Raw genomic sequence first — 20988 nt, 5'->3', positions numbered from 1 at the left:
AAACTATATCACTTTTAGTAAAGGATTTCAAGAACTTTGTTTAATTTTTTTAAATTAATTGTTCGTATTGTTCTATGCATGTTTGATAGTGTTTAGAGGTCTGTTGCGTGAAAATTATTTATTTGTACTGGTACAGTTAGAAGGTTTGGATTTTAGAATAATTAATTAAGTGTAATAAAAATAGTAAAGATTACTATTATCAGAGTAGTTCTTATAGTTTTTATAATAAAATTAGCAGTCAAATTGTATTAGAATAATTATTAAAAGTGAAAAAATATGTCGTTATTACAGGAGGGGAATTTCTCATTTCTAATAAATATTTAGTGATTATTTTTTCTAAAAATGTTCTTATATAATTCTTTATTTATTTTCTTGAATCGTATATAATTATAGTTATGGTCTAAGGAGGTAATCTATGAAGAAATTGACAATAGTAGATATAGCGAAAATGGCCGGAGTAGGTACTACTACTGTCTCTAGATACTTTAATGGTGGGAATTTAAAAAAAGAAACAAGAGAAAGAATTAAAGAAATAGTAGATAAGTATAATTATACACCGAATACTTTTGCTAAAGCATTAAAGAGTACTGATAGCAAAATTATAGGAGTAATAGTTCCGTGTCTTCACTCTTATGTTAGTGGAAATACTTTAAAATATCTTGATAAAGAGTTAAAAAACAACAATTATGAGACGCTAATAATGAATGCTAATTTTGATGAAAATAAACAATTGGAGTATATAAAAAAATTAGCGAGAATGAATGTAGATGGGATTATTTTATTACCTACTACTATGAGTAAGACATATGAAAGTACTATTAAGTCTATAGATGTTCCTGTTGTTATGCTAGGGCAAGAAGGAGAGTATACATATAGTGTTGAGTACAATGACTTTAATGCTGCTAGAGATTTAACAAACTATATATTAGCAAGTGGACATAGAAATATAGCTTACTTGGGAGTTGGAGAAGATGATATTGCTGTAGGTTATTATAGAAAATTAGGAGTAATAAGAACTCTTGAAAAGTATAATCTAGAACCCGAGAATGTGCTAATTACTAATTTCGGAATGGAAGAAGGATATGAAATAGTAAAAGAGAACATAGAAAAGTTGAAAGAAGACAGTTGTCTAATTTGTGCAACGGATAATCTGGCTTATGGGGCGATAAAAGCTCTAGAAGAATCTGGTTTAAGTGTTGGAGAGAATTATTCAGTAGCAGCATTTGGTGATTATACATCTTCAGCATTATTAAAATCGCCGTTAACAACAATTAAGTTTGATCTTAAGGATGCCGCTAAGCAGACTGTTGAGATGTTATTGAATATTATAAAAAAAGAAGAAACAGCTATGAAGCTATTAATTGGTTATGAATTAAAAACAAGAGATAGTGTAGTTGATTTAAACAAGATGGAGAATACAAATGACTAAAATAAAAGCAATTTTTTTTGATATCGATGGAACGATTAGAAGTTTTAAAACAAAAACAATTCCAGAGAATACTGTAAATACTTTAAAAAAATTAAGGGAACAAGGTGTTAAGATATTTATAGCTACTGGAAGAGCACCGTTCCATACTACATTTTTAAATGACCTATTAGATTTTAAATTTGATGGCTATATTACAATAAATGGTCAATATTGTTATTTAGAAAATGGGGAAGTTTTAAACGATAAAATATTATCTAAAGAAGATATAAAAAGTGTCCTTCCTTATTTTAAGGAGAATAATATTGCTTGTGATTTTGCTTTATTAGATGGAGCATTTATGAATTTGAAAAATTCAAGGGTAAAATGGTTAGAAGATGAGCTAGGAGATCCAGAGCGTTTTAAAGAAGATCCGCTAGCATATGATAAAGCAATTAGTGAAAAAATCTATCAACTTAATGTCTTTGTATCAGAAGAGGAAGAAGCGGACTTTTTAGCATATATGCCTAATTCAAAAGCAGCAAGATGGACTACTCATTTCACTGATGTTATTCCAAAAGATGGTGGAAAAAATACTGGAATTGATGCAGTTATCGCACATTTTGGTATTAAATTAGAGGAGACTATGGCATTTGGTGATGGTGGTAATGATATAGATATGCTTAAACATGCTGGAATAGGTGTAGCGATGGGGAATGCTGGAGATAATGTTAAAGAGATTGCCGATTATATCACGACAAGCGTAGATGATGATGGAATTACAAATGCATTAAAACATTTTAATGTAATATAAAAATGAAGACTAGAAGAATCTTACATGAATCTTCTAGTCTTTTAATTATTTACTAAATTTTTCTAAAAATAAATCAACACTTTCTTTAGGCATGATAACTGTAAGTTTATCATTAGCTTCTAAAATAGTTGTCCCTTTTGGTACGATTTCTCTACCAGAGCGTTCGATATGAGAGATAAGTGTATTTTCAGTCCATTCTATTTCTTTTATTGATTTTCCAACTAAAAAGCTGTCGTTAGAAATTGTTGTAAGGATTTCTACTTCCATTTCAACTTCGTCATCATCTAGCTTATTGCTTGATAAAATACGATCTAATAGATATTCGTAAACTGGTTTTGTTCCTAGGATATTCGCAGTTATATATGCAAATAAGCAGCAAAGTGCTATTGGAAGGAAATAGTTAAGTTTTTGTGTCATTTCAAATAATAATATTATTGAAGTAATAGGACTTCTTACAATTGCTGTTAAATATCCAGACATTGACAAGATGACAAATAATGCTGTATATTTGGCATCAAAGAAATTACTAAATAATGTACCGAGTACAGCTCCTTGAATCAGAATTGGTAGGAAAATACCACCTGCAACGCCGGATGTGAATGATATAAGTGAAAATAAAGTTTTTATAAAATATAAAGTTAATAAAAACATAAAGCTAAATTTATTTTCAATTAAAAATTCTACTAAACTATGTCCGCTCCCTAAAACTATGGGATAAAAAATAAATAGAACAAATGAAATGAGAAAAGCTACTTGGGGCCTAAACACTATATTTAATTTGAAATATTCGTAAATTTTGAATAGTATTTTTATAGTAACATTATAGAATGTTCCAAATATTCCTAGTAAAATACCTAATAGAGCAACCCAAGGATATATATCAACTTCCACATACGGTACATCTGGGAATTTAAAAATAGCAGTAAGACCAAAGATGTACTGTCCGACGATATTTGCCATAACAGCAGCACTGAAGCAACAAATTACAATTTTTTTTGTGATTTGCTTATGAACTTCTTCTATAGAAAACAGGACACCTGCAAGTGGCGCACCAAAGGCAATAGATAAACCTGCACTAGCACCACAAGTAATAAGATATTTTTCTTTAATACTATCCTTTTTTAAAATTCTTGATACAAGTTTTCCGCTCATTGCTCCGAGTTGAATGGATGGGCCCTCTCTACCTAAAGATAGACCACCTAAACTAGCTGTTAATCCTCCGGTAATTTTATAAATAAGTACACGTAATGGATTTGAATTAAGTCTTCCTGTTATTTCTGCTGATACTTGAGGAATTCCACTTCCACTCGCCATAGGTTCTCTTTTAAGTAAGAATCCAGAAAATAATGCGAGTAGTATTAAAACTGCTAATAATATAATTTTATATATAAAACCAGTTTTTATAAAGTCAGCTGTATAGTGAACAAGTTTTTCGCTATATCCAATAAGTAATCTATAGCACGCACCGACTATTCCCGCAGCTAGGCCAACTAATATTCCATCAAAAAGTAATGAAGATTCGAGTTTTAAATTTTTGTTGTCTATTTTACTGATTTTGGAAATTTTCATCTAAATCTCCTTTCTAAAAAATGTCTATAACATAATTTTACTCTTATTTTATAAAAAAATCAAAGTAATTTTATAATATCATTTATTATTAAAAATACAAAATGTGTGATATAATATAATTATGTTAAGAAAGGAGTAAAATAGATGAAAATATTTGTTATTATAGTAATTGTACTATTAATTATCCTATTAGGTCTTTATGCGTTTTGGCTTAAATTACTTAAAGGTAAGCCAGGGAGAATCGCTGGAGCTGAAGTAGAGAAAAAAACTTTTGAAGAAGCACTTGTTGTAGATGTTCGTTGGAGAAAAGAATATGCAAGAGGGCATGCAATTAATGCGGTAAACTTACCTATTAAACTTTTCAAAAACAATAGCGATGTGCTAGATGAGTATAAGGATAAAGATATAATTCTATATTGTGTAGTTGATGTAACATCTCGTAATACTGAAAAATTATTAAGAGAGCGTGGATTCACGAAACTTCATATTGGAGATGGAATTAAGCAATATGATTATGGTAAAGCAATATACAGCAATGCATTATTATCTGAATTCAAATACCGTATCTCAGTAAGTAAAAATAAGCAATTTTTAAACTTAGGTAGTGAAACTTTAAGTGATGAAGAAATCAAAGTTTTACCTAATGAAATAGATAGTATTTTAGATAAGTTAAATAAAGACTCAGAAATTTTTGTTTATAGTGACAAACCTGAAGAAAGTAAAGAAGTATGTAAAAAACTTGGTTTAGATGGATTTACTGTTATTAATCTAGTCGAACCATTTAAGTTAGATAGATATAAAAATGCGTTTTATAATAAAAATGATTATATAGAAACTAAAGATGATCAAGAAGCGTCGTCTTGTGGTTGAGCATAGATAATAAAATAAGCGATAGGTTATCGTTTAAAATTAATGTTAACAAAGGAATAATCTTTTCATTAATAAGAGAGAGGAATCCTTTGGATGATGAAAAGAAATTTTGAGAAATTTACATAGAGTAGGATTGCTTAATGTAAATTTCTCTTTTTATTTAATTATCTTAAATTTTTAATACCTTGACTATAAAAAAATTTGAAATTAGGTTATAATATAAGTGACGGAAAATATGAAATAGAGGAAGATAATTATGAAAATTTTACACGTATTAGCACAATTACCTATTAAGACAGGAAGTGGTGTATATTTTACTAATGTAATTGAAGGGCTAAAACAGTTTGACGTTGAACAAGCTGCGGTTTATGCAACAACGCCGGAATATGATTTTAATTTTTTAGAAGAGAAATTTGAAGTTGAGTTTCAAGGTAAGGATATTAGTTTTCCTATCGTAGGTATGAGTGATATTATGCCTTATGAAAATACTTTGTACAAAAATATGACAGATGAAATGTTGGAAACTTGGCAGGAAGCATTCCGTAAAAAATTAGAGAGAGCTAAAAAAGAATTTAAACCAGACGTTGTAATTACACATCACTTATGGATTTTAAGTTCGATAGTTTGCGATGTGTTTGAGGATGAAAAAGTAATTGGAGTTTGTCATAATACGGATATAAGACAAGCTGAAAAGAACCCAGCAATGAAAGATAAGTATGTTAAAAGCCTTGGTAAGTTAGATAAGATATTAGCACTAAGCAGTGGTGTTATAGAGGGTATTTCTAATATTTACAATTATCCTGAGGATAAGATTATAAATATTGGTGCTGGATATAATGAGAAGATTTTTTATCCTGCAGAAAAATATGAAAAACGCGATAATGTGAAAATATTATATGCAGGGAAATTTGATGAATCAAAAGGTTTTTATGAGTTAATTAAGGCTTTTAGATTATTAGAGAAAAAAGACAATAATGTAGAATTAGAATTAATAGGGAATTTAAAAGAAGAAGATAGACCTAGGGTTGAAGCTTTAGTTGGTGATTCTAAGAAAATAAAAATTTATAATGCAGTAGATCAAGCACACTTAGGGGAAATAATGAGGCATAAAGATATTTTTATACTACCATCTTATTTTGAAGGGTTAGGTCTTATAGCGGTCGAAGCTTTAGGAAGCGGACTAAGAGTAGTTGCTACTGAGATAGAAGGACTAATAGAATTTCTTGGAGATAAAATCAATAATTCTGAGATAATAGAATACATAGCAATGCCAACTATTTATGACACTGATAAGGCTGTTGAAGAAGAAAAACCAGCATTTATTAATAGAATAGTGGGTGCTTTGGAACTTATGATAGAAAGAACAAGGGAGCAACGTGAGATTCCTGCTGAGTTACTAGAAGAAATTGAACACCACTCTTGGAAGAGAAAAATAGAAATTATTTACAATTTATTGTAGAATAATAGGTAGTGAATATTTCTAAAAGTAAATACTTAAAACAAAGCTCAGTAGTTTACAGGTATTTAAATATATTTAAGAAGTGATTTTCGAATATGAGATAAATAGTACGGGGGTGACTAAAGAAAATCGATTTTAAAACACGATTTTTGAAGTTACCCCATTTTAGTTGTTTAAAAAACAAATATTAGGAGAATTAGATGGATAAGATAATATTAATAGATGGTAATAGTTTAAGTTATCGTGCTTTTTACGCTATGCCAGCTTTAAAAAATAAAAAAGGACTGTATACAAATAGTGTATATGGTTTTACATTGATGCTAGAAAAAATATTGGCAGATACTAATCCAAAGTATGCGTTAGTTGCCTTTGATAAAGGAAAACAAACGTTTAGACACCAAAGTTATGAAGCATACAAAGGTACTAGGGATAAAACTCCTAGTGAGTTAGTAGAGCAATTCGGATATGTTAGAGAGCTTCTTGATTCATATGGAATAAAGTATGAAGAACATTTTGATTATGAAGCGGATGATATTATTGGAAGTTATGCTAAAATCGCTGAAAAAGAAGGGCTAGAAGTAATAATAGTAACAGGAGATAAAGACTTAACTCAACTAGCTAGTGAAAATATAACAATCTACTATACTAAGCGTGGTGTTACGGATATTGACTACTATACACCAGAATTTATTGCTGAAAAATATGGTTTAACTCCAGAACAAATCGTTGATATGAAAGGTCTTATGGGAGATAAGAGTGATAATATCCCTGGTATTGCTGGAGTTGGTGAAAAAACTGCTATAAAATTATTAACAGAATATAAAACTGTGGAGAATGTACTAGAAAATATTGATAATATTAGTGGTAAAAAACTAAAAGAGCGTCTAACTGAAGGACGCGAAGATGCTCTGTTAAGTAAGAAGTTAGCTACTATTTATACTGAAGTTCCAGTTGATAATAAGTTAGAAGATTTAACATATAGTGAGAATGTAGAACTTAAAAGAGAGTTATTTGAAAAACTTGAGTTTGTTTCGTTCTTAAGAAAATTATCTCAAGAAACTTCTAGCGAAGAGGCAGGAGAAGTAGTTGAAGAGAATACTACTCCTAAAAAAGAGATTAATATTGTTTTAGCGGATAAAAATACGAAAATAGATTTTACCGACAGTACTTTACATATTGAGTGTTACACAGAAGATTACCATAACTCAGATGTGGTTGGAATAGTAGTCTATAAAGAAGGAACTGCTTATATTTTTAGTGAAGAACAATTTTTCACTAATAAATTTGTAGTTGATTATCTTCAAAGTGAAATTACTAAAACTGTTTATGATTTTAAGAAGATTTTATTTATAGCGAAGAGAAATGGCGTAGATATTAATGGAGAAGTTTTCGATGTAAAAATTGTATCTTATCTAATTGATGTTAATGCAAAAACTGAAATTGATAAAATAATCTTTAACTATCTCGGAAAAATAATAAGCAGTGATGAAGAAATATATGGTAAGGGGGCAAAACGAACTTTACCAGCTCAAGAAGTTATTAATCCGTATATAGCTGAAATTGCAGAGAGTATTTCTCTTATGAAACCATTGATGGAAGAAAAACTTGCAGAAGAAAATATGGTGGATTTATATAAAGATATAGAGATAAAAGTCGCTAAAGTGTTAGCTAATATGGAATTTGAAGGAATTCATGTTAGTAAGAAAGCTCTTGAGGAAATGAGTGCGGAGTTTGATGAAAGAATTAAAACTTTAGAAGCTAGCATATATACTTTAGCTGGTTCAGAATTCAATATAGCTTCACCTAAACAATTAGGAGTAGTATTATTTGAGGATCTAGGATTGCCACCGATTAAGAAAACGAAGACTGGATATTCTACAGCTGTAGAGGTACTAGAACAATTACAACATAGTCATGAAATTATTCCATTGATTATGGAATATAGAACTATTACAAAATTAAACTCAACTTATGCAAAAGGCTTAGTAAAAGATATTACTCGAGAAGGGAAAATTCATACACGTTATGAGCAAACATTAGCTCAAACAGGACGCTTATCTTCTGTAAATCCAAATCTTCAAAATATTCCAACAAGAATCGAAGAAGGGAAAAAAATCAGAAAAGCATTCGTTCCAGCTTCTGATGATAGAGTAATCTTATCAATTGACTATTCTCAAATAGAGCTTCGAGTTCTAGCTCATATCGCACAAGATGCAGGAATGATAGATGCGTTTAAACATGACGTAGATATTCATACTAAAACAGCTAGTGATGTTAATGGAGTTAGTCTTGATGAAGTAACTTCTTCAATGCGTAGAGAAGCTAAAGCTGTTAACTTTGGTATTGTTTATGGAATTTCTGATTTTGGATTATCTAATAACCTTGGAATTACTAGAAAACGTGCGAAAGAGTTCATTGATAAATATTTAGAAACATTCAAAGGTGTTGATAAATATATGACTGATATCGTAGATTTTGCAAAAGAACATGGTTATGTAGAAACTTTATTCAATAGAAGAAGAGCATTACCGGATATTAATGCGAAGAACAAGATTGTAGCTAATCTAAATGCGCGTATTGCGATGAATTCACCAATTCAAGGAACTGCTGCGGATATTATAAAAATAGCTATGGTTAATGTATTTGAATATTTAAAAAAAACAAATGTAGATGCAAAATTATTATTACAAGTGCATGATGAATTGATCTTTGATGTAAATAAAGATATCGAAGAAGAGTTTACAAAAGAAATGATTAAAATCATGGAAGAAGCGGCTAATTTAGATGTTCAACTAAAAGCGGAGGCTAGTAGTGGAGCGTCATGGTATGATGCGAAATAAATAAACTAGATATTTATAAATAAGAAAAGTTAGTATTTAACATAAACACATGTTGTAATACTAGCTTTTTTTATAAAGTTTTTATTTTTAAGAGTAAATATTTTAAGAAATAAGAAAAATATGAAGTGAAAACAAAAACGTTTACAAAAATATATTGTATTTGTTATAATTAATAAAAAATATTACATGACAAATGTAAAATAACATTCTGAGGAGATGTGATTATGAATAACAATCCATTAGTTAACGCAAGAGAGCAAATTAAAGGTGCTTGTGAAGTTTTAGGTTATAAAGAAGAAGTGTATGAATCTTTAAAAGATCCACAAAGATTTATTGAGATTTCTATACCTGTTAGAATGGATAATGGTGAGGTGAAATACTTCAAAGGATTCCGTTCTCAGCACAATGATGCAATTGGTCCTACAAAAGGTGGGTTAAGATTCCATCCACTTGTAACAGCAGATGAAGTTAAAGCATTATCAATTTGGATGACATTTAAATGTGCTGTTGCTAATCTACCATATGGTGGAGGTAAAGGTGGTATTATCGTAGATCCAAAAGATTTATCAAAAGGTGAATTAGAAAGATTATCACGTGGATATATTCGAGGACTGTACAAATATCTAGGTGAAAAACAAGATGTGCCTGCACCAGATGTTAATACTAATGGACAAATCATGTCTTGGATGATCGATGAGTATAATGTTCTTACTGGAGAACAAGGTATTGGAACGTTAACTGGTAAGCCATTAGAATTAGGTGGTTCTTTAGGTAGAACTCAAGCGACTGGATATGGTGTGGCACTTGCTGCAAAATTAGCTCTAGAGAAATTAGGTAAATCTACAGAAGGTGCGAAATTTGCTGTTCAAGGTTTCGGTAATGTAGGTAGCTATACTGTAGATACAGCTGTGAAGTTTGGCGCTACTGTAGTTGCAGTAACTGAGCGTGATGATGATGGTGTTCAATATGCTGTTTATCGTGAAGAAGGATTATCATATGCAGAACTGCAAGAATGTAAAGATAAGAGAGTAAGATTCCATACATTACCAAACACAAAACGATTAACTTTAGATGAGTTTTGGGCTTTAGATGTTGATGTAGTGTGTCCTTGTGCATTAGAGAATGCTATTGATGAAAAAGAAGCTAATTTAATAAAAGCTGCTGTTGTTTCTGAAGGTGCTAATGGTCCAGCGACTTTAGCTGGTGATAAAGTATTACGTGAAAAAGACGTGGTAGTAATTCCTGATATTCTTGCCAACAGTGGTGGTGTTACTGTATCTTACTTTGAATGGGTACAAAACTTACAAGGTTACTACTGGACAGAAGAAGAAGTTGTAGAAAAACAAGCAAGAGTTATGACAAAAGCATTTAATGATATTTGGGAAGTGAAAGAAAGATTTGCTATTCCGATGAGAAAAGCTGCTTATGTAAATTCTATTGAGAAAATTGTTAAAAACATGAAACTAAAAGGTAAATTAAGCTAATTATAATTTAAAAGGTGAATTGCTAGAATACATGATTTCTAGTGATTCACCTTTGCTATTTATTTGAGAGAACTTCAAGTATATAATCATCGAATTGATGTTGGAATATTTTTTTATAATCTAAGAATAAATAATGTTGAATTTCGACATTTTCTAGAGTGCTTAATAGTTTCAATTGTGCATCGATAGGCGTTCTAGGGTCTAAGTATGATAATCCATAATGTACTTTTTGAGTTAAGGAATTGCTGAAATTTAGTATATCTATGGAATTTAGTGTGGCATTTAAATAATCTATCTTATCAGAAAAATCTCTTTCAAATTTATAAATATTTTTGAAGAAAGGATCCTTTTTATTATTGTTATAAGTATTTTTAATATCACAAAGTGAACAGTCGGAGATGAATAGTTCTTTAATATAATCGTAATAACTAGCACAAACTATACTAATAGCGGCTCCTTGTCCTACACCAGTCACTAGAATTTCTTTATTTGGAAAGAGTTTTTCTATAATACTTATGGTGTCTAGCGCATCTTGAAAAACTAAATTAAAATATAAAAATGATGAGCTATTATCTAAAAATGGGAAATGAGAACAAGGTGTTTTATTCTCGCTATTACCAGCTTGCCCTCTAATATGTAACGAGGCTAAAGCATAGTCTAGCATACTGTATTTAGTTAAATTCAAATAATCTTTATTTTTTACTTTGAATTCAGGGAAGTCAACTATGACTCCTTTAATGTTTGACTTAGGTATAGCTAAATCTAATTCTATTTGTGAATTATCTATTCCTTTAAAAATTATTTTCTTATATTGAATGAATGGATGGGGAATATCAATTATATTTTCTTTGTATACTAGTTTTCTATTTTTTTCTAATTTCATGTTTGACTCCTATTCAATTTCTAATAAAAATTTAACTATTTCATCATTAAAATTCGGGATGTTTTCATGATAGTACTTTTTGTAGATGCAAGATTTTTTTCTACTAGTAATTTCATTATATATTTTTTCTTGAGTCTCTTTTGGACAATCTTCATCAAGGTTAGTGATACCGAACAAAACGGAACATTTTAAATTTTTTGCGAAATTTATAGTATCTAGATAGTAAAGGTTATTCAAGAAGTTTTTAGTATTTTTACCGGTTGTATTAAACCAACGCCCGTGGTGAGTTAATTCACCATAGGCATTTTTTCTATTGTCTTTTTCATAGATATTTTTGAAATTCGCCAAGAAAGGATAGAGACTAATACATTTAGTTACATTTTTGTTTAACGCTGAAAATATTATAGAAAATGCTCCTCCTTGTGATGCTCCAAAACTAACAATTTCTTTCTCGTTAATGTCTCCAAAGGATGATACGATTTTGGATAAAATAAGACTATCTAAAATATTTTTATAAAAAATCATATTTTCTATATTTTCATCAAGTCCAACTGTTAGATGGCCAAATACTGAGGGTGCAGAGTTGCTTGAATCTTTACTTTTGCCACCTTGATTCCTAAAGTCTATGGCAACTACATCATATCCAAGAGAAGCGAATGTTGATTTTTCTAACCAGTTTCTACTTGATGCAGGATATCCGTGAAAATAAAATAGTACAGGAATATTTTTCTGAGGATAGAGTTTTCTATATTTTATATTTTTTATATACTTGGCATAAATTTTAGAATTATCATAGCTAGTGAAAGTTAAATCATAGAACTCTATGTTGTCAAATTTTGAAAATGAAGTTTTATTTAAATCGTATTTTAGTTGTATATCCTCGATAAGTTTTATTTTTTTATCCCAAAAATTATTAAAGTCTACAAAATTTTTCATCTGACACCTCATTATAGCGTTTTCATATATTTTATATACTACCACTCGATAACAAATAATTCCAATATAATGAATTTTCAAAGAAAAGTATAGTATAGACATCATGTTTGTTAAATCAATGTTTTTAAAAGGTGCAATAATAATTGAAAAAAAAGTTTATATGTAGTAAAATTATTTATTAATGACTAAAAATAAAAAGGAAAGAGGTTAAATTAAAACCATATGGATCTCAGTATCTTAATTAAAATATTAATAATTGTATTATTACTTATTGCCTCGGCAATATTTGTAATGTTTGAATTTGCGCTTGTTAAACTTAGACCAACAAGGGTGAATGAATTAGTAGAATCAGGAAATAAAACAGCAAAAATATTAGTTACGATGGTAGAACAGTTAGATCACTACCTATCTGCAACTCAACTAGGGATTACAATTGTTTCTCTTGGATTAGGTTGGATAGGGGAGTCAACATTCCACGCTTTATTTAATCCTATTTTTGAATTGTTAAATTTAAACGAAACAGTTACGCATACTATTTCATTAGTAGTATCATTTGGATTTATGACGCTTTTACATGTTGTTTTAGGAGAATTAGTTCCTAAAACTATAGCTATTCAATCAGCAGAAAAAACATGTTTACGAGTAGCGTGGCCAATGTATATGTTCGACAAAGTTATGAGACCGTTAGTGTGGTTACTTAATTCATTAGCTAATCTTATAGCGAAAATGTTTGGATTCGAACCTGCTTCTGAGCATGATGATATTCATAGTGAACAAGAACTTAGAACAATTATGAAATCTTCAAGACTACACGGTCAAATAAACGATGTAGAATATAGATATGTTGAAAGAGTATTTGAGTTTGATAATAAAATTGCTAAGGAAATTATGACACCTAGAACTGAAGTTGAAGCAATAGACATGAGTGATTCTTTAGGGATTATAATGAGACAGTTAAAGCAAGAAGAATACACAAGATATCCGGTAATTGAAGATGGAGATAAAGATAAAATTCTAGGGATTTTGAATGTTAAAAAATTATTATTTACAGATAAACCTATAGAAACAACTAAAGACTTAGAAGAATACATTACACCAGCGATAAAAATCTTTGAGCATACACCTATTTCTCAAGTTTTAGCAACTATTAAGCAAAATAGAGAACATATGATTGTTATAACAGATGAATATGGAGGAACTAGTGGAGTAGTTACTCTTGAGGATATAGTTGAAGAGATTACTGGAGAGATTCGAGATGAGTTCGACGAAGATGAACAAAGCTTAATTAAAAAACTAAAAAATGGCCACTATCTAATTGATGGATGGGTGCCAATTCAAGATGTAAATGCGTTATTCCAAGTCCATCTACCTCACGAAGAAGTTGATACTATTGGTGCGTATGTATATTTAGAAAAATACGAAGCTAAGGTTGGAGCGGTATATTCTATAGATAAACTAACATTTGTTGTTAGAAAAGTTGAAGAAAATCAAATACGAACTTTAGAAGTTTGGAAAGAAAAATAAAATAGATTAGAAGAGATAGTATGAAAATGCTATCTCTTCTTTTTATATATGAAGTAATAAAATGTCTAATTAGTTAAAATGAACTTAAAAATCTCTGCTATATCTTTACTATTCCGAACAATAGTGGTATTATATACATATAATATACGAATAAAATATATTGAATGTATTATATAGTTTAGAGAAATCTTTATATATACATGTAAGGAGTATAAGATGAAGTTAAAGAGAAGTGAAAGAATAGTAGTTATGACGGAATATTTATTAAATAATCCAAATAAATTAATTCCATTAACATATTTCGTTTCAAAATTCAATCAAGCTAAGTCTTCTATAAGTGAAGATATACACATAATAAAAAATGGTTTTAAAGAAGAAAATATTGGAGAAGTTAAAACTCTAGCAGGAGTAAGTGGGGGTGTTTTATTTACACCGACATTGGTAGAAGAAGACGCTAGAGAAATTCTTAATGGTTTTCTTGATAAGATTAATGATGGAAATCGTTTATTAGCTGGTGGATATATTTTCATGTCTGATATTATAGGAAATCCTAGTTTAATGAACAAGCTAGGACGAGTGGTTGCTACAGTTTATAAGAATAAAGAAGTAGATGCTGTAGTTACAGTAGCAACAAAAGGGATTCCTGTTGCTTATGCTATAGCTTCAATATTGAATAAACCTGTAATTATTATTAGAAGAGATAATAAAGTTACGGAAGGAACTACTGTTGCAATTAACTATGTTTCAGGTTCGACTAAGAAAATAGAAACGATGATTTTATCTAAGCGAAGTTTAAATACAGGATCAAAAGTACTATTAGTGGATGATTTTATGCGTGGTGGGGGAGTCCTAACAGGTATGGAGAGTCTAATGAGTGAATTTGATGTTGATGTTGTTGGGAAAGTAATAATCACGCAATGTTTTGATTCGCCAAGAGAACATGAAGATGATTATTTATACTTATCAAAAATTGAAAATATCGATGAATTTAATGGAACATTTGATGTTAAATTAGGGAATGTTATAGAAAAATTACGCCAAGTAGAAAAAGAGGATATTGAAAATGAGTAATAATAGATATGCAGTTATATTAGCGGCTGGAAAAGGAACTAGAATGCAGTCGAAGTTATATAAGGTATTACACAAAGTTTGCGACAGAACTATGGTTGAATTAGTTTTAGATAGCCTTAGTGATTTAGAAATGCAAGAAGTAATCACTGTAGTTGGTCATGGAGCAGAGAGAGTTAAAGAAGTCTTAGGGGATAGAACTAAGTTTGTTTTACAAGCAGAACAATTAGGAACAGCACATGCTGTTAAAGTTGCTAAAGATGAACTTAAAGATAAAGAAGGTACGACTATAGTAATGTATGGAGATACTCCACTAATTCGCCCTGAAACTATCAATAGTATGCTAAATCACCATGAGAATACAAATGCTAAAGCAACTGTATTAACAGCAATAGCTGATGATCCATTTGCATATGGTCGTATAATTCGTGATGTTAACGGGAAGTTAGTAAAGATTGTCGAAGAAAAAGATGCAACAGAACAAGAGAAAAAAATCAAAGAAATCAACTCTGGGATCTATTGTTTCGATAATAAACTGTTATTTGAAATGTTAGAAAAAGTGAAAAATGATAATAACCAAGGGGAATATTATTTACCAGATGTACTTGCTTTAATTCGTGAACAAAAAGAGATAATCGAGACATATCTATGTGATGACTTTGATGAAACTTTTGGAGTGAATGATAGAGTAGCCTTAGCTTATGCAGAAAATGTTATGAGAAATAGAATCAATACTAAACATATGCTTGCTGGAGTTACATTAGTAGATCCTACTAATACGTACATTGCACCAAATGCAATTATTGGTCGTGATACAACAATTTATCCAAATGTTACTATTAAATCTAATACGGTAATTGGAGAAGATTGTCAAATTAAACCGAATTCATATTTAGAAAATGCGAAAATAGGAAATGGAGTAAAAGTATTATCATCAACTATTAGTGATTCTAAAATTGGAGATTTTACTAGTGTGGGTCCATATGCACATATAAGAAACAATTGCGATTTAGGTGAGCATGTTAGAGTTGGAAACTTTGTAGAATTAAAAAATACTACATATGGAGATGGATCTAAGACTGCACATCTTAGTTATCTTGGAGATACAGAAGTAGGAAGCAACACAAATATTGGATGTGGTACAATCACAGTTAACTACGATGGTAAAAATAAATACAAAACAAAAATTGGAAGTGATGCATTTATAGGATGTAATTCTAATTTAATAGCTCCACTAGAAATCGGAGATGGTGCAGTAGTTGCAGCTGGAACGACAGTTACAGAAAATGCCCCAGATGATACATTAGTAATAGCTCGTGTAAAACAAGAAAATAAAATGGGTTATGCTAAAAAAATGCCAGCAGGTAGAAAATCGTAAAATATTATAGTTGAATATTTATTTGATTGTTATAGTAAAAAAAACTAAAATAAACTGTACTAGTTAAATAATAGAGAAAACTTCAATATGTTTTAACAGTAAGAATATGAGTAAATGTTTTTAATGAATTGATGAAAGATGAGTAAAATAACTTATCTTTCATATTTTTTTATCTTGAAATAGTTCTATAAAAAGTATATAATTACATATGAGTATAATGTGTTATAAATGCATGTTTGTATTATAATAAAAATATAAGGAGGAAAAATCATGAAATCAAAACACCAGAAAATATTAGAATATATTAAGAGTCTCCCTATTGGAAGTAAAATATCAGTTCGTCAAGTAGCTAAAGAACTAAAAGTTAGTGAAGGGACAGCTTACCGAGCGATAAAAGAATCGGAAAATCGTGGTTTTGTATCTTCTATTGAACGTGTCGGTACGGTAAGGATTCAGAAGAAAGAACGAGATAATGTAGAAAAATTATCTTATTCTGAGATTGTAAACATCGTAAGCGGACAATTAATTGCTGGACGAGGAGGAGTACATGAAATAGTACAAGATTTTGCAATTGGTGCTATGGACTCTGAGCAAGTTGGTCAACATATTAGAAAAGGTACATTATTAATAATTGGAAATCGTCCGAAAATTATAGAAATGTCACTTGAAAAAGGCTGTGCTATTTTAGTAACAGGTGGTTACGTGCCGAATGACTCTATTAGAGCATTGGCAGATAGTAAGAACTTACCGTTGATTATTACACCTCATGATACTTTTTCTGTTACACACTTAATTAACAGAGTAACAAATGACCAAATTATTAAGAGAGATATTATTACAGTTGAAAGCATTTATATTAGTGTTGAGAAATTATACACTATTAATTTAAATGATACTGTTCAAGACTGGTATGAACTGCAGTTAAAAGCGGGGCACACTAGATATCCAGTTGTAAACGAATATGGTAAATTAGTTGGTATAGTAACAGCACGAGATGTATTTTTACAAGAAAAAGATGCTTTAATTAAAGAAGTAATGGAAAGAAAAGTAGAAACGACTACTTTAGAAACACCTATATCTTCAGTAGCTAATACTATGTTATCTGAAGGTTATGAACTTATGCCTGTAATTGATTCTAAAAATACATTATTAGGGGTTGTAACTAGAAAAATTGTTATTAATTCACTATTAACTAATAATAGATTCCAAGATGGAAATAATAATGATACATTTGATGAAATAATGCGTAAAGGTATTGTTCCTAGAGCAGATGGACTGCAGGTTAAAGTTATTCCTCAAATGTTAGATCAATTTGGTACTTTCTCTAGCTCTGCTTTATTAAGTATTATAGATGAGTCAATTCATATTACAAGCTATAACTATAACAGAAGTGAAGTTCTAATGCAGAACACAACACTTTACTTCTTAAAATCAGTACCATTAGATAGAACAATAACAACAAAAGTAAATATCTTAGATATTGGTCGTAAAACAGCAAAATTCGATGTTGAAGTATACGATAAAACAGAGTTAGTAGCTAAAGCTATGGTAACTTGTCAAGTATTCCAAAGAAACTAACAGAAAGAAGAAGATTAATGGATATATACGAAAATTTATATGAGGAAATTTTTCAAAAAATCAAAGAAAACGATAAGATAATAATTCATAGACATGAACGCCCGGATCCAGATGCTTATGGATCTCAGGGGGCTATGTATCAACTTATCAGAGAAAATTTCCCTGAAAAAACAGTTATAACAGTTGGTAAAGATTCACCATCATTAGATTTTTTATTTAAAAATTCTGAAGTTACTGAAGAAGATTACAAGGATGCTCTTGTTATAGTAACTGATACGGCGAATTTTCCAAGAATTGATGGGAAATTATTTACTAAAAACAACTTTCTTATAAAAATAGATCATCACCCACCACTGGACAATTATGGAGGAATAAATTTAGTAAATACTGAAGTTTCATCTTGCAGTGAGTTAATTTATAATTTTTATGAATATTTAAATAATAAATATGATATTAAATTAAATGACGAAGCAGCTAAATTATTATATCTTGGTATAGTAGGGGATACTGGAAGATTTTTATTCCCGAATACTTCTAACGACACACTAAGAGTTGCATCAGAATTAATTAAATATGATTTTAATATGAGTAAATTGTTAGATAAGATGGAGATTATTAGTGAAAATATTATGCGTTTTAGAGCATTTATTTTTGAAAATTATGATGTCTATCAAGATGGTGTTGCATATCTGAAAATTACAAAAGAGGATATGGATAAATATGGAGTAGATCCTGGTGAAGTTTCAACGGGGGTCAATCTGCTTAGAAGTCTAAAAGATTTATATGCATGGTGTTTCGCTATCGATGAAGGAAATAAGGTGCGTGTGCGTATACGTTCTAAAGGTCCTGTAATCAATACTCTTGCTGAAAAATATGCTGGTGGGGGTCATCCATTAGCGAGCGGAGCAACGGTGAAAAACTGGGAAGAATTAGATGATTTACTAGATGATATGGCTCGAGTAGTGGCAGAATATCTTAGAGAAAATAATATCAAAATAGAAAATTAGATGATTATTTTCAGAATATTTTATAGAATGTTTTCAAAAATCTTACTTGACACTAGAAAAATATAATGGTATACTTATTAGAAATTAATAGTAACCAATACTCGTATAAGTAATAGATGGAATATTTAAAGAGAGTACCGTTAGCTGAGAAGGTATATTATAAAATTTATGAAAATGGTTCGAGTGGTTAATAAGGTAAACATAAAATGTAAACTTTGTTCGGGTATCCACGTTATAGGATAGACTATGTTAGTAGTTGTAATAAGTAAAATATAAGGTGGTACCGCGTATAACGCCCTTATTCTGAAGTTCAGAGTAAGGGTGTTTTTTTATTTTTAAAAAGAGAAAGGAGATAGACATGATTGAATTAAAAAATGTTAATAAGATATACAATAATAAAGTTCATGCTCTAAAAGATATTAATTTAAAAGTTGAAAAAGGTGATATTTATGGAATAATCGGTTATTCTGGAGCTGGTAAAAGTACGTTAGTAAGGCTGTTAAACGGACTTGAAGTAGCGACAGATGGTGAAGTAATTATCGAAGGTGATGACTTCAATAAAATAACTGAAGAACAACGTCGTTTAAAACGTCAAAGAATAGGGATGATTTTCCAACACTTTAACTTATTATGGAGTAGAACTGTTGCTGAAAATATTGCATTTCCATTAGAAATTCTAGGGAAGTCAAAAGCTGAAATTAAAGAGAGAGTAGAAGAGTTAGCTAAATTAGTAGGTCTAGAAGAGAGATTAAATGCTTATCCATCTCAACTTTCTGGAGGTCAAAAACAAAGGGTAGGTATTGCTCGTGCATTAGCTGGTAATCCTTCAATATTACTTTGTGATGAGGCTACGAGTGCTCTTGACCCAGAGACAACTGCAGAGGTATTAAACTTAATTAAAGAAATTCACAGTAAAACTAATATTACAGTTGTTCTTATAACTCATGAAATGAACGTTATTAAAACAATTTGTACAAAGGTTGCTGTTATAGATGGTGGAACAATTGCTGAAGATGGATTAGTTTCGGAAGTATTCTACCACCCAACTCAAGAAGTTACTAAGAAATTCTTAGCTCAAACATCATTCGCCTCAGAGTTTGAAGAGAGAGAGAATATAGAAGAGTGGAAAAAAGTATTCACTGAGGGAGTTATTATTAAATTTACATTTGATAATAATACATCGAAAAAACCGATTCTTAGTACTTTAGTAAGAGAAATAGATTTTGACTTTACAATAATTAATGGACATATTGATAAAACTGCTGATGCTAATATTGGTACACTGTTTGTTCAATTAATTGGAACTAAAGAAAATACAGATAAGGCAATATCTAGATTAAATGAACTAGGTATTTTAACGGAGGTGTTATAATGTTTGATTTTGCAAGAGTTAATTGGGATAAAGTACAAGATAAAACAATAGAAACACTAATTATGACTTTTGAGTCACTTATTGCAGTGTTTGTAATTGGACTATTTTTAGGATTACTATTATACTTAACATCTAATAGTAAGACTGCATTTGGACGCGGATTTTATGCAGTGGTTACTGGAATTGTAAATATATTCCGTGCGATTCCATTCATTATCTTAATTGTATTATTAATTCCGTTTACTAAGTTTTTAATCGGAACAATTATAGGTGTTCAAGCAGCAATTCCAGCACTGATTATCTCAGCTGCACCATTCTACGCTCGTTTAGTAGAAATTGGACTGCGAGAAGTTGACAAAGGTGTAATCGAAGCTGCACGAGCTATGGGTGCTAAGAAATCTACAATTATTTTAAAAGTTTTAATTCCAGAAAGTTTACCAGCGATAATCTCAGGATTAACTGTTACGGCTATAGCATTAGTTGGATCAACAGCGATGGCAGGTGTTATCGGGGCAGGTGGACTTGGTAACTTAGCTTACTTAGATGGATTCCAACGTAACAATAGTACTTTAACTTTTGTTGCAACAGTATTAATCTTAATTATCGTATTCGCTCTACAAATTCTTGGTGATACAATTGTTAAGAAAGTAGATAAAAGATAAATATGAAGAACAAGGTAGCAAAAGCTATCTTGTTTTTTTGTTTATAAATAAAAAAATCATGATTATAAACAAATAATGAACGATTTTATAAATTATTATGTCTGGAAATTATAAAATATTAATGTTTTACGAATAATTA

16 protein-coding genes are annotated in these 20988 nt (G+C 30.1%); 13 read left to right on the top strand and 3 right to left on the bottom strand.

The genetic code is table 11. The features are described 5' to 3' along the window. Window positions 1-415 precede the first annotated feature (415 nt). Together O3801_RS06400 and O3801_RS06395 are read left to right on the top strand one after the other, a co-directional pair. On the top strand, window positions 416-1429 hold the full coding sequence (locus O3801_RS06400; protein WP_294683108.1) for a LacI family DNA-binding transcriptional regulator: 1014 nt from the start codon (window positions 416-418) through the stop codon (window positions 1427-1429). Continuing rightward, the gene (locus O3801_RS06395) at window positions 1422-2219 is read left to right on the top strand and encodes a Cof-type HAD-IIB family hydrolase (protein WP_371454436.1); all 798 of its coding nucleotides are present in this window, start codon (window positions 1422-1424) and stop codon (window positions 2217-2219) included. Before O3801_RS06400 ends, O3801_RS06395 begins: the two co-directional genes overlap by 8 nt. 45 nt (window positions 2220-2264) lie before the next feature. Here the strand turns inward: O3801_RS06395 and O3801_RS06390 are convergent, their stop codons facing one another. Then, a complete protein-coding gene (locus tag O3801_RS06390; protein ID WP_294683110.1) occupies window positions 2265-3788 on the bottom strand; it encodes a ClC family H(+)/Cl(-) exchange transporter in 1524 nt (507 codons plus the stop codon). Window positions 3789-3932: 144 nt separating this feature from the next. Between O3801_RS06390 and O3801_RS06385 the strand changes: the two genes are divergently transcribed. The 4 genes from O3801_RS06385 to O3801_RS06370 all read left to right on the top strand — a co-directional run bounded on the left by O3801_RS06385 (window position 3933) and on the right by O3801_RS06370 (window position 10441). Then, complete coding sequence (locus tag O3801_RS06385) at window positions 3933-4658, top strand: rhodanese-like domain-containing protein (protein ID WP_294683111.1); 726 nt, start codon at window positions 3933-3935, stop codon at window positions 4656-4658. A 256-nt stretch (window positions 4659-4914) separates the two neighbouring features. Next, the gene (locus O3801_RS06380) at window positions 4915-6117 is read left to right on the top strand and encodes a glycosyltransferase family 4 protein (RefSeq protein WP_294683112.1); all 1203 of its coding nucleotides are present in this window, start codon (window positions 4915-4917) and stop codon (window positions 6115-6117) included. Window positions 6118-6317: 200 nt separating this feature from the next. Continuing rightward, window positions 6318-8957 (top strand): DNA polymerase I, encoded by a 2640-nt coding sequence (gene polA / locus O3801_RS06375; protein WP_294683113.1) that lies wholly within the window; start codon window positions 6318-6320, stop codon window positions 8955-8957. A 224-nt stretch (window positions 8958-9181) separates the two neighbouring features. Then, window positions 9182-10441 (top strand): Glu/Leu/Phe/Val family dehydrogenase, encoded by a 1260-nt coding sequence (locus O3801_RS06370; protein WP_294683114.1) that lies wholly within the window; start codon window positions 9182-9184, stop codon window positions 10439-10441. Between the two features lie 55 nt (window positions 10442-10496). On the opposite strand, the gene O3801_RS06365 is transcribed toward O3801_RS06370, so the two are convergent. Together O3801_RS06365 and O3801_RS06360 are read right to left on the bottom strand one after the other, a co-directional pair. Then, the gene (locus O3801_RS06365) at window positions 10497-11324 is read right to left on the bottom strand and encodes an acetylxylan esterase (RefSeq protein ID WP_371454435.1); all 828 of its coding nucleotides are present in this window, start codon (window positions 11322-11324) and stop codon (window positions 10497-10499) included. Window positions 11325-11333: 9 nt separating this feature from the next. After that, window positions 11334-12260, bottom strand: coding sequence for an alpha/beta fold hydrolase (locus O3801_RS06360; RefSeq protein WP_371454434.1), 927 nt, complete (start codon window positions 12258-12260; stop codon window positions 11334-11336). 222 nt (window positions 12261-12482) lie between these two features. On the opposite strand from O3801_RS06360, the gene O3801_RS06355 reads away from it, so the two are divergent. The 7 genes from O3801_RS06355 (at window position 12483) to O3801_RS06325 (ending at window position 20849) form a co-directional block, all read left to right on the top strand. Then, window positions 12483-13784, top strand: a complete 1302-nt coding sequence (locus tag O3801_RS06355) for a hemolysin family protein (RefSeq protein WP_371454433.1) — start codon at window positions 12483-12485, stop codon at window positions 13782-13784. 216 nt (window positions 13785-14000) lie between these two features. Further along, window positions 14001-14855 carry a pur operon repressor gene (purR, locus tag O3801_RS06350; RefSeq protein WP_294683118.1) on the top strand — a complete coding sequence of 285 codons (855 nt, stop codon included), beginning with the start codon at window positions 14001-14003 and terminating at the stop codon, window positions 14853-14855. Further along, window positions 14848-16230: a bifunctional UDP-N-acetylglucosamine diphosphorylase/glucosamine-1-phosphate N-acetyltransferase GlmU gene (glmU, locus tag O3801_RS06345; RefSeq protein ID WP_294683119.1), complete on the top strand. Its 1383-nt coding sequence runs from the start codon at window positions 14848-14850 to the stop codon at window positions 16228-16230. The genes purR and glmU overlap by 8 nt, the downstream gene beginning before the upstream one ends. Window positions 16231-16500: 270 nt before the next feature. Continuing rightward, a complete protein-coding gene (locus O3801_RS06340) occupies window positions 16501-17808 on the top strand; it encodes a DRTGG domain-containing protein (RefSeq protein WP_371454432.1) in 1308 nt (435 codons plus the stop codon). Next, on the top strand, window positions 17784-18815 hold the full coding sequence (locus tag O3801_RS06335; RefSeq protein ID WP_371454431.1) for a DHH family phosphoesterase: 1032 nt from the start codon (window positions 17784-17786) through the stop codon (window positions 18813-18815). The genes O3801_RS06340 and O3801_RS06335 overlap by 25 nt, the downstream gene beginning before the upstream one ends. Window positions 18816-19173: 358 nt before the next feature. Beyond that, complete coding sequence (locus O3801_RS06330; RefSeq protein WP_294683122.1) at window positions 19174-20187, top strand: methionine ABC transporter ATP-binding protein; 1014 nt, start codon at window positions 19174-19176, stop codon at window positions 20185-20187. Further along, window positions 20187-20849 (top strand): methionine ABC transporter permease, encoded by a 663-nt coding sequence (locus O3801_RS06325; RefSeq protein WP_294683123.1) that lies wholly within the window; start codon window positions 20187-20189, stop codon window positions 20847-20849. Before O3801_RS06330 ends, O3801_RS06325 begins: the two co-directional genes overlap by 1 nt. The last annotated feature ends 139 nt before the right edge of the window (window positions 20850-20988 follow it).

It is taken from the genome of Gemella sp. 27098_8_149 (assembly GCF_041433745.1).
In the GTDB taxonomy this organism is placed as follows: domain Bacteria; phylum Bacillota; class Bacilli; order Staphylococcales; family Gemellaceae; genus Gemella.
Note: the sequence above shows the minus strand (reverse complement) of the source record. Positions and strands in the feature narration are given on the sequence as shown.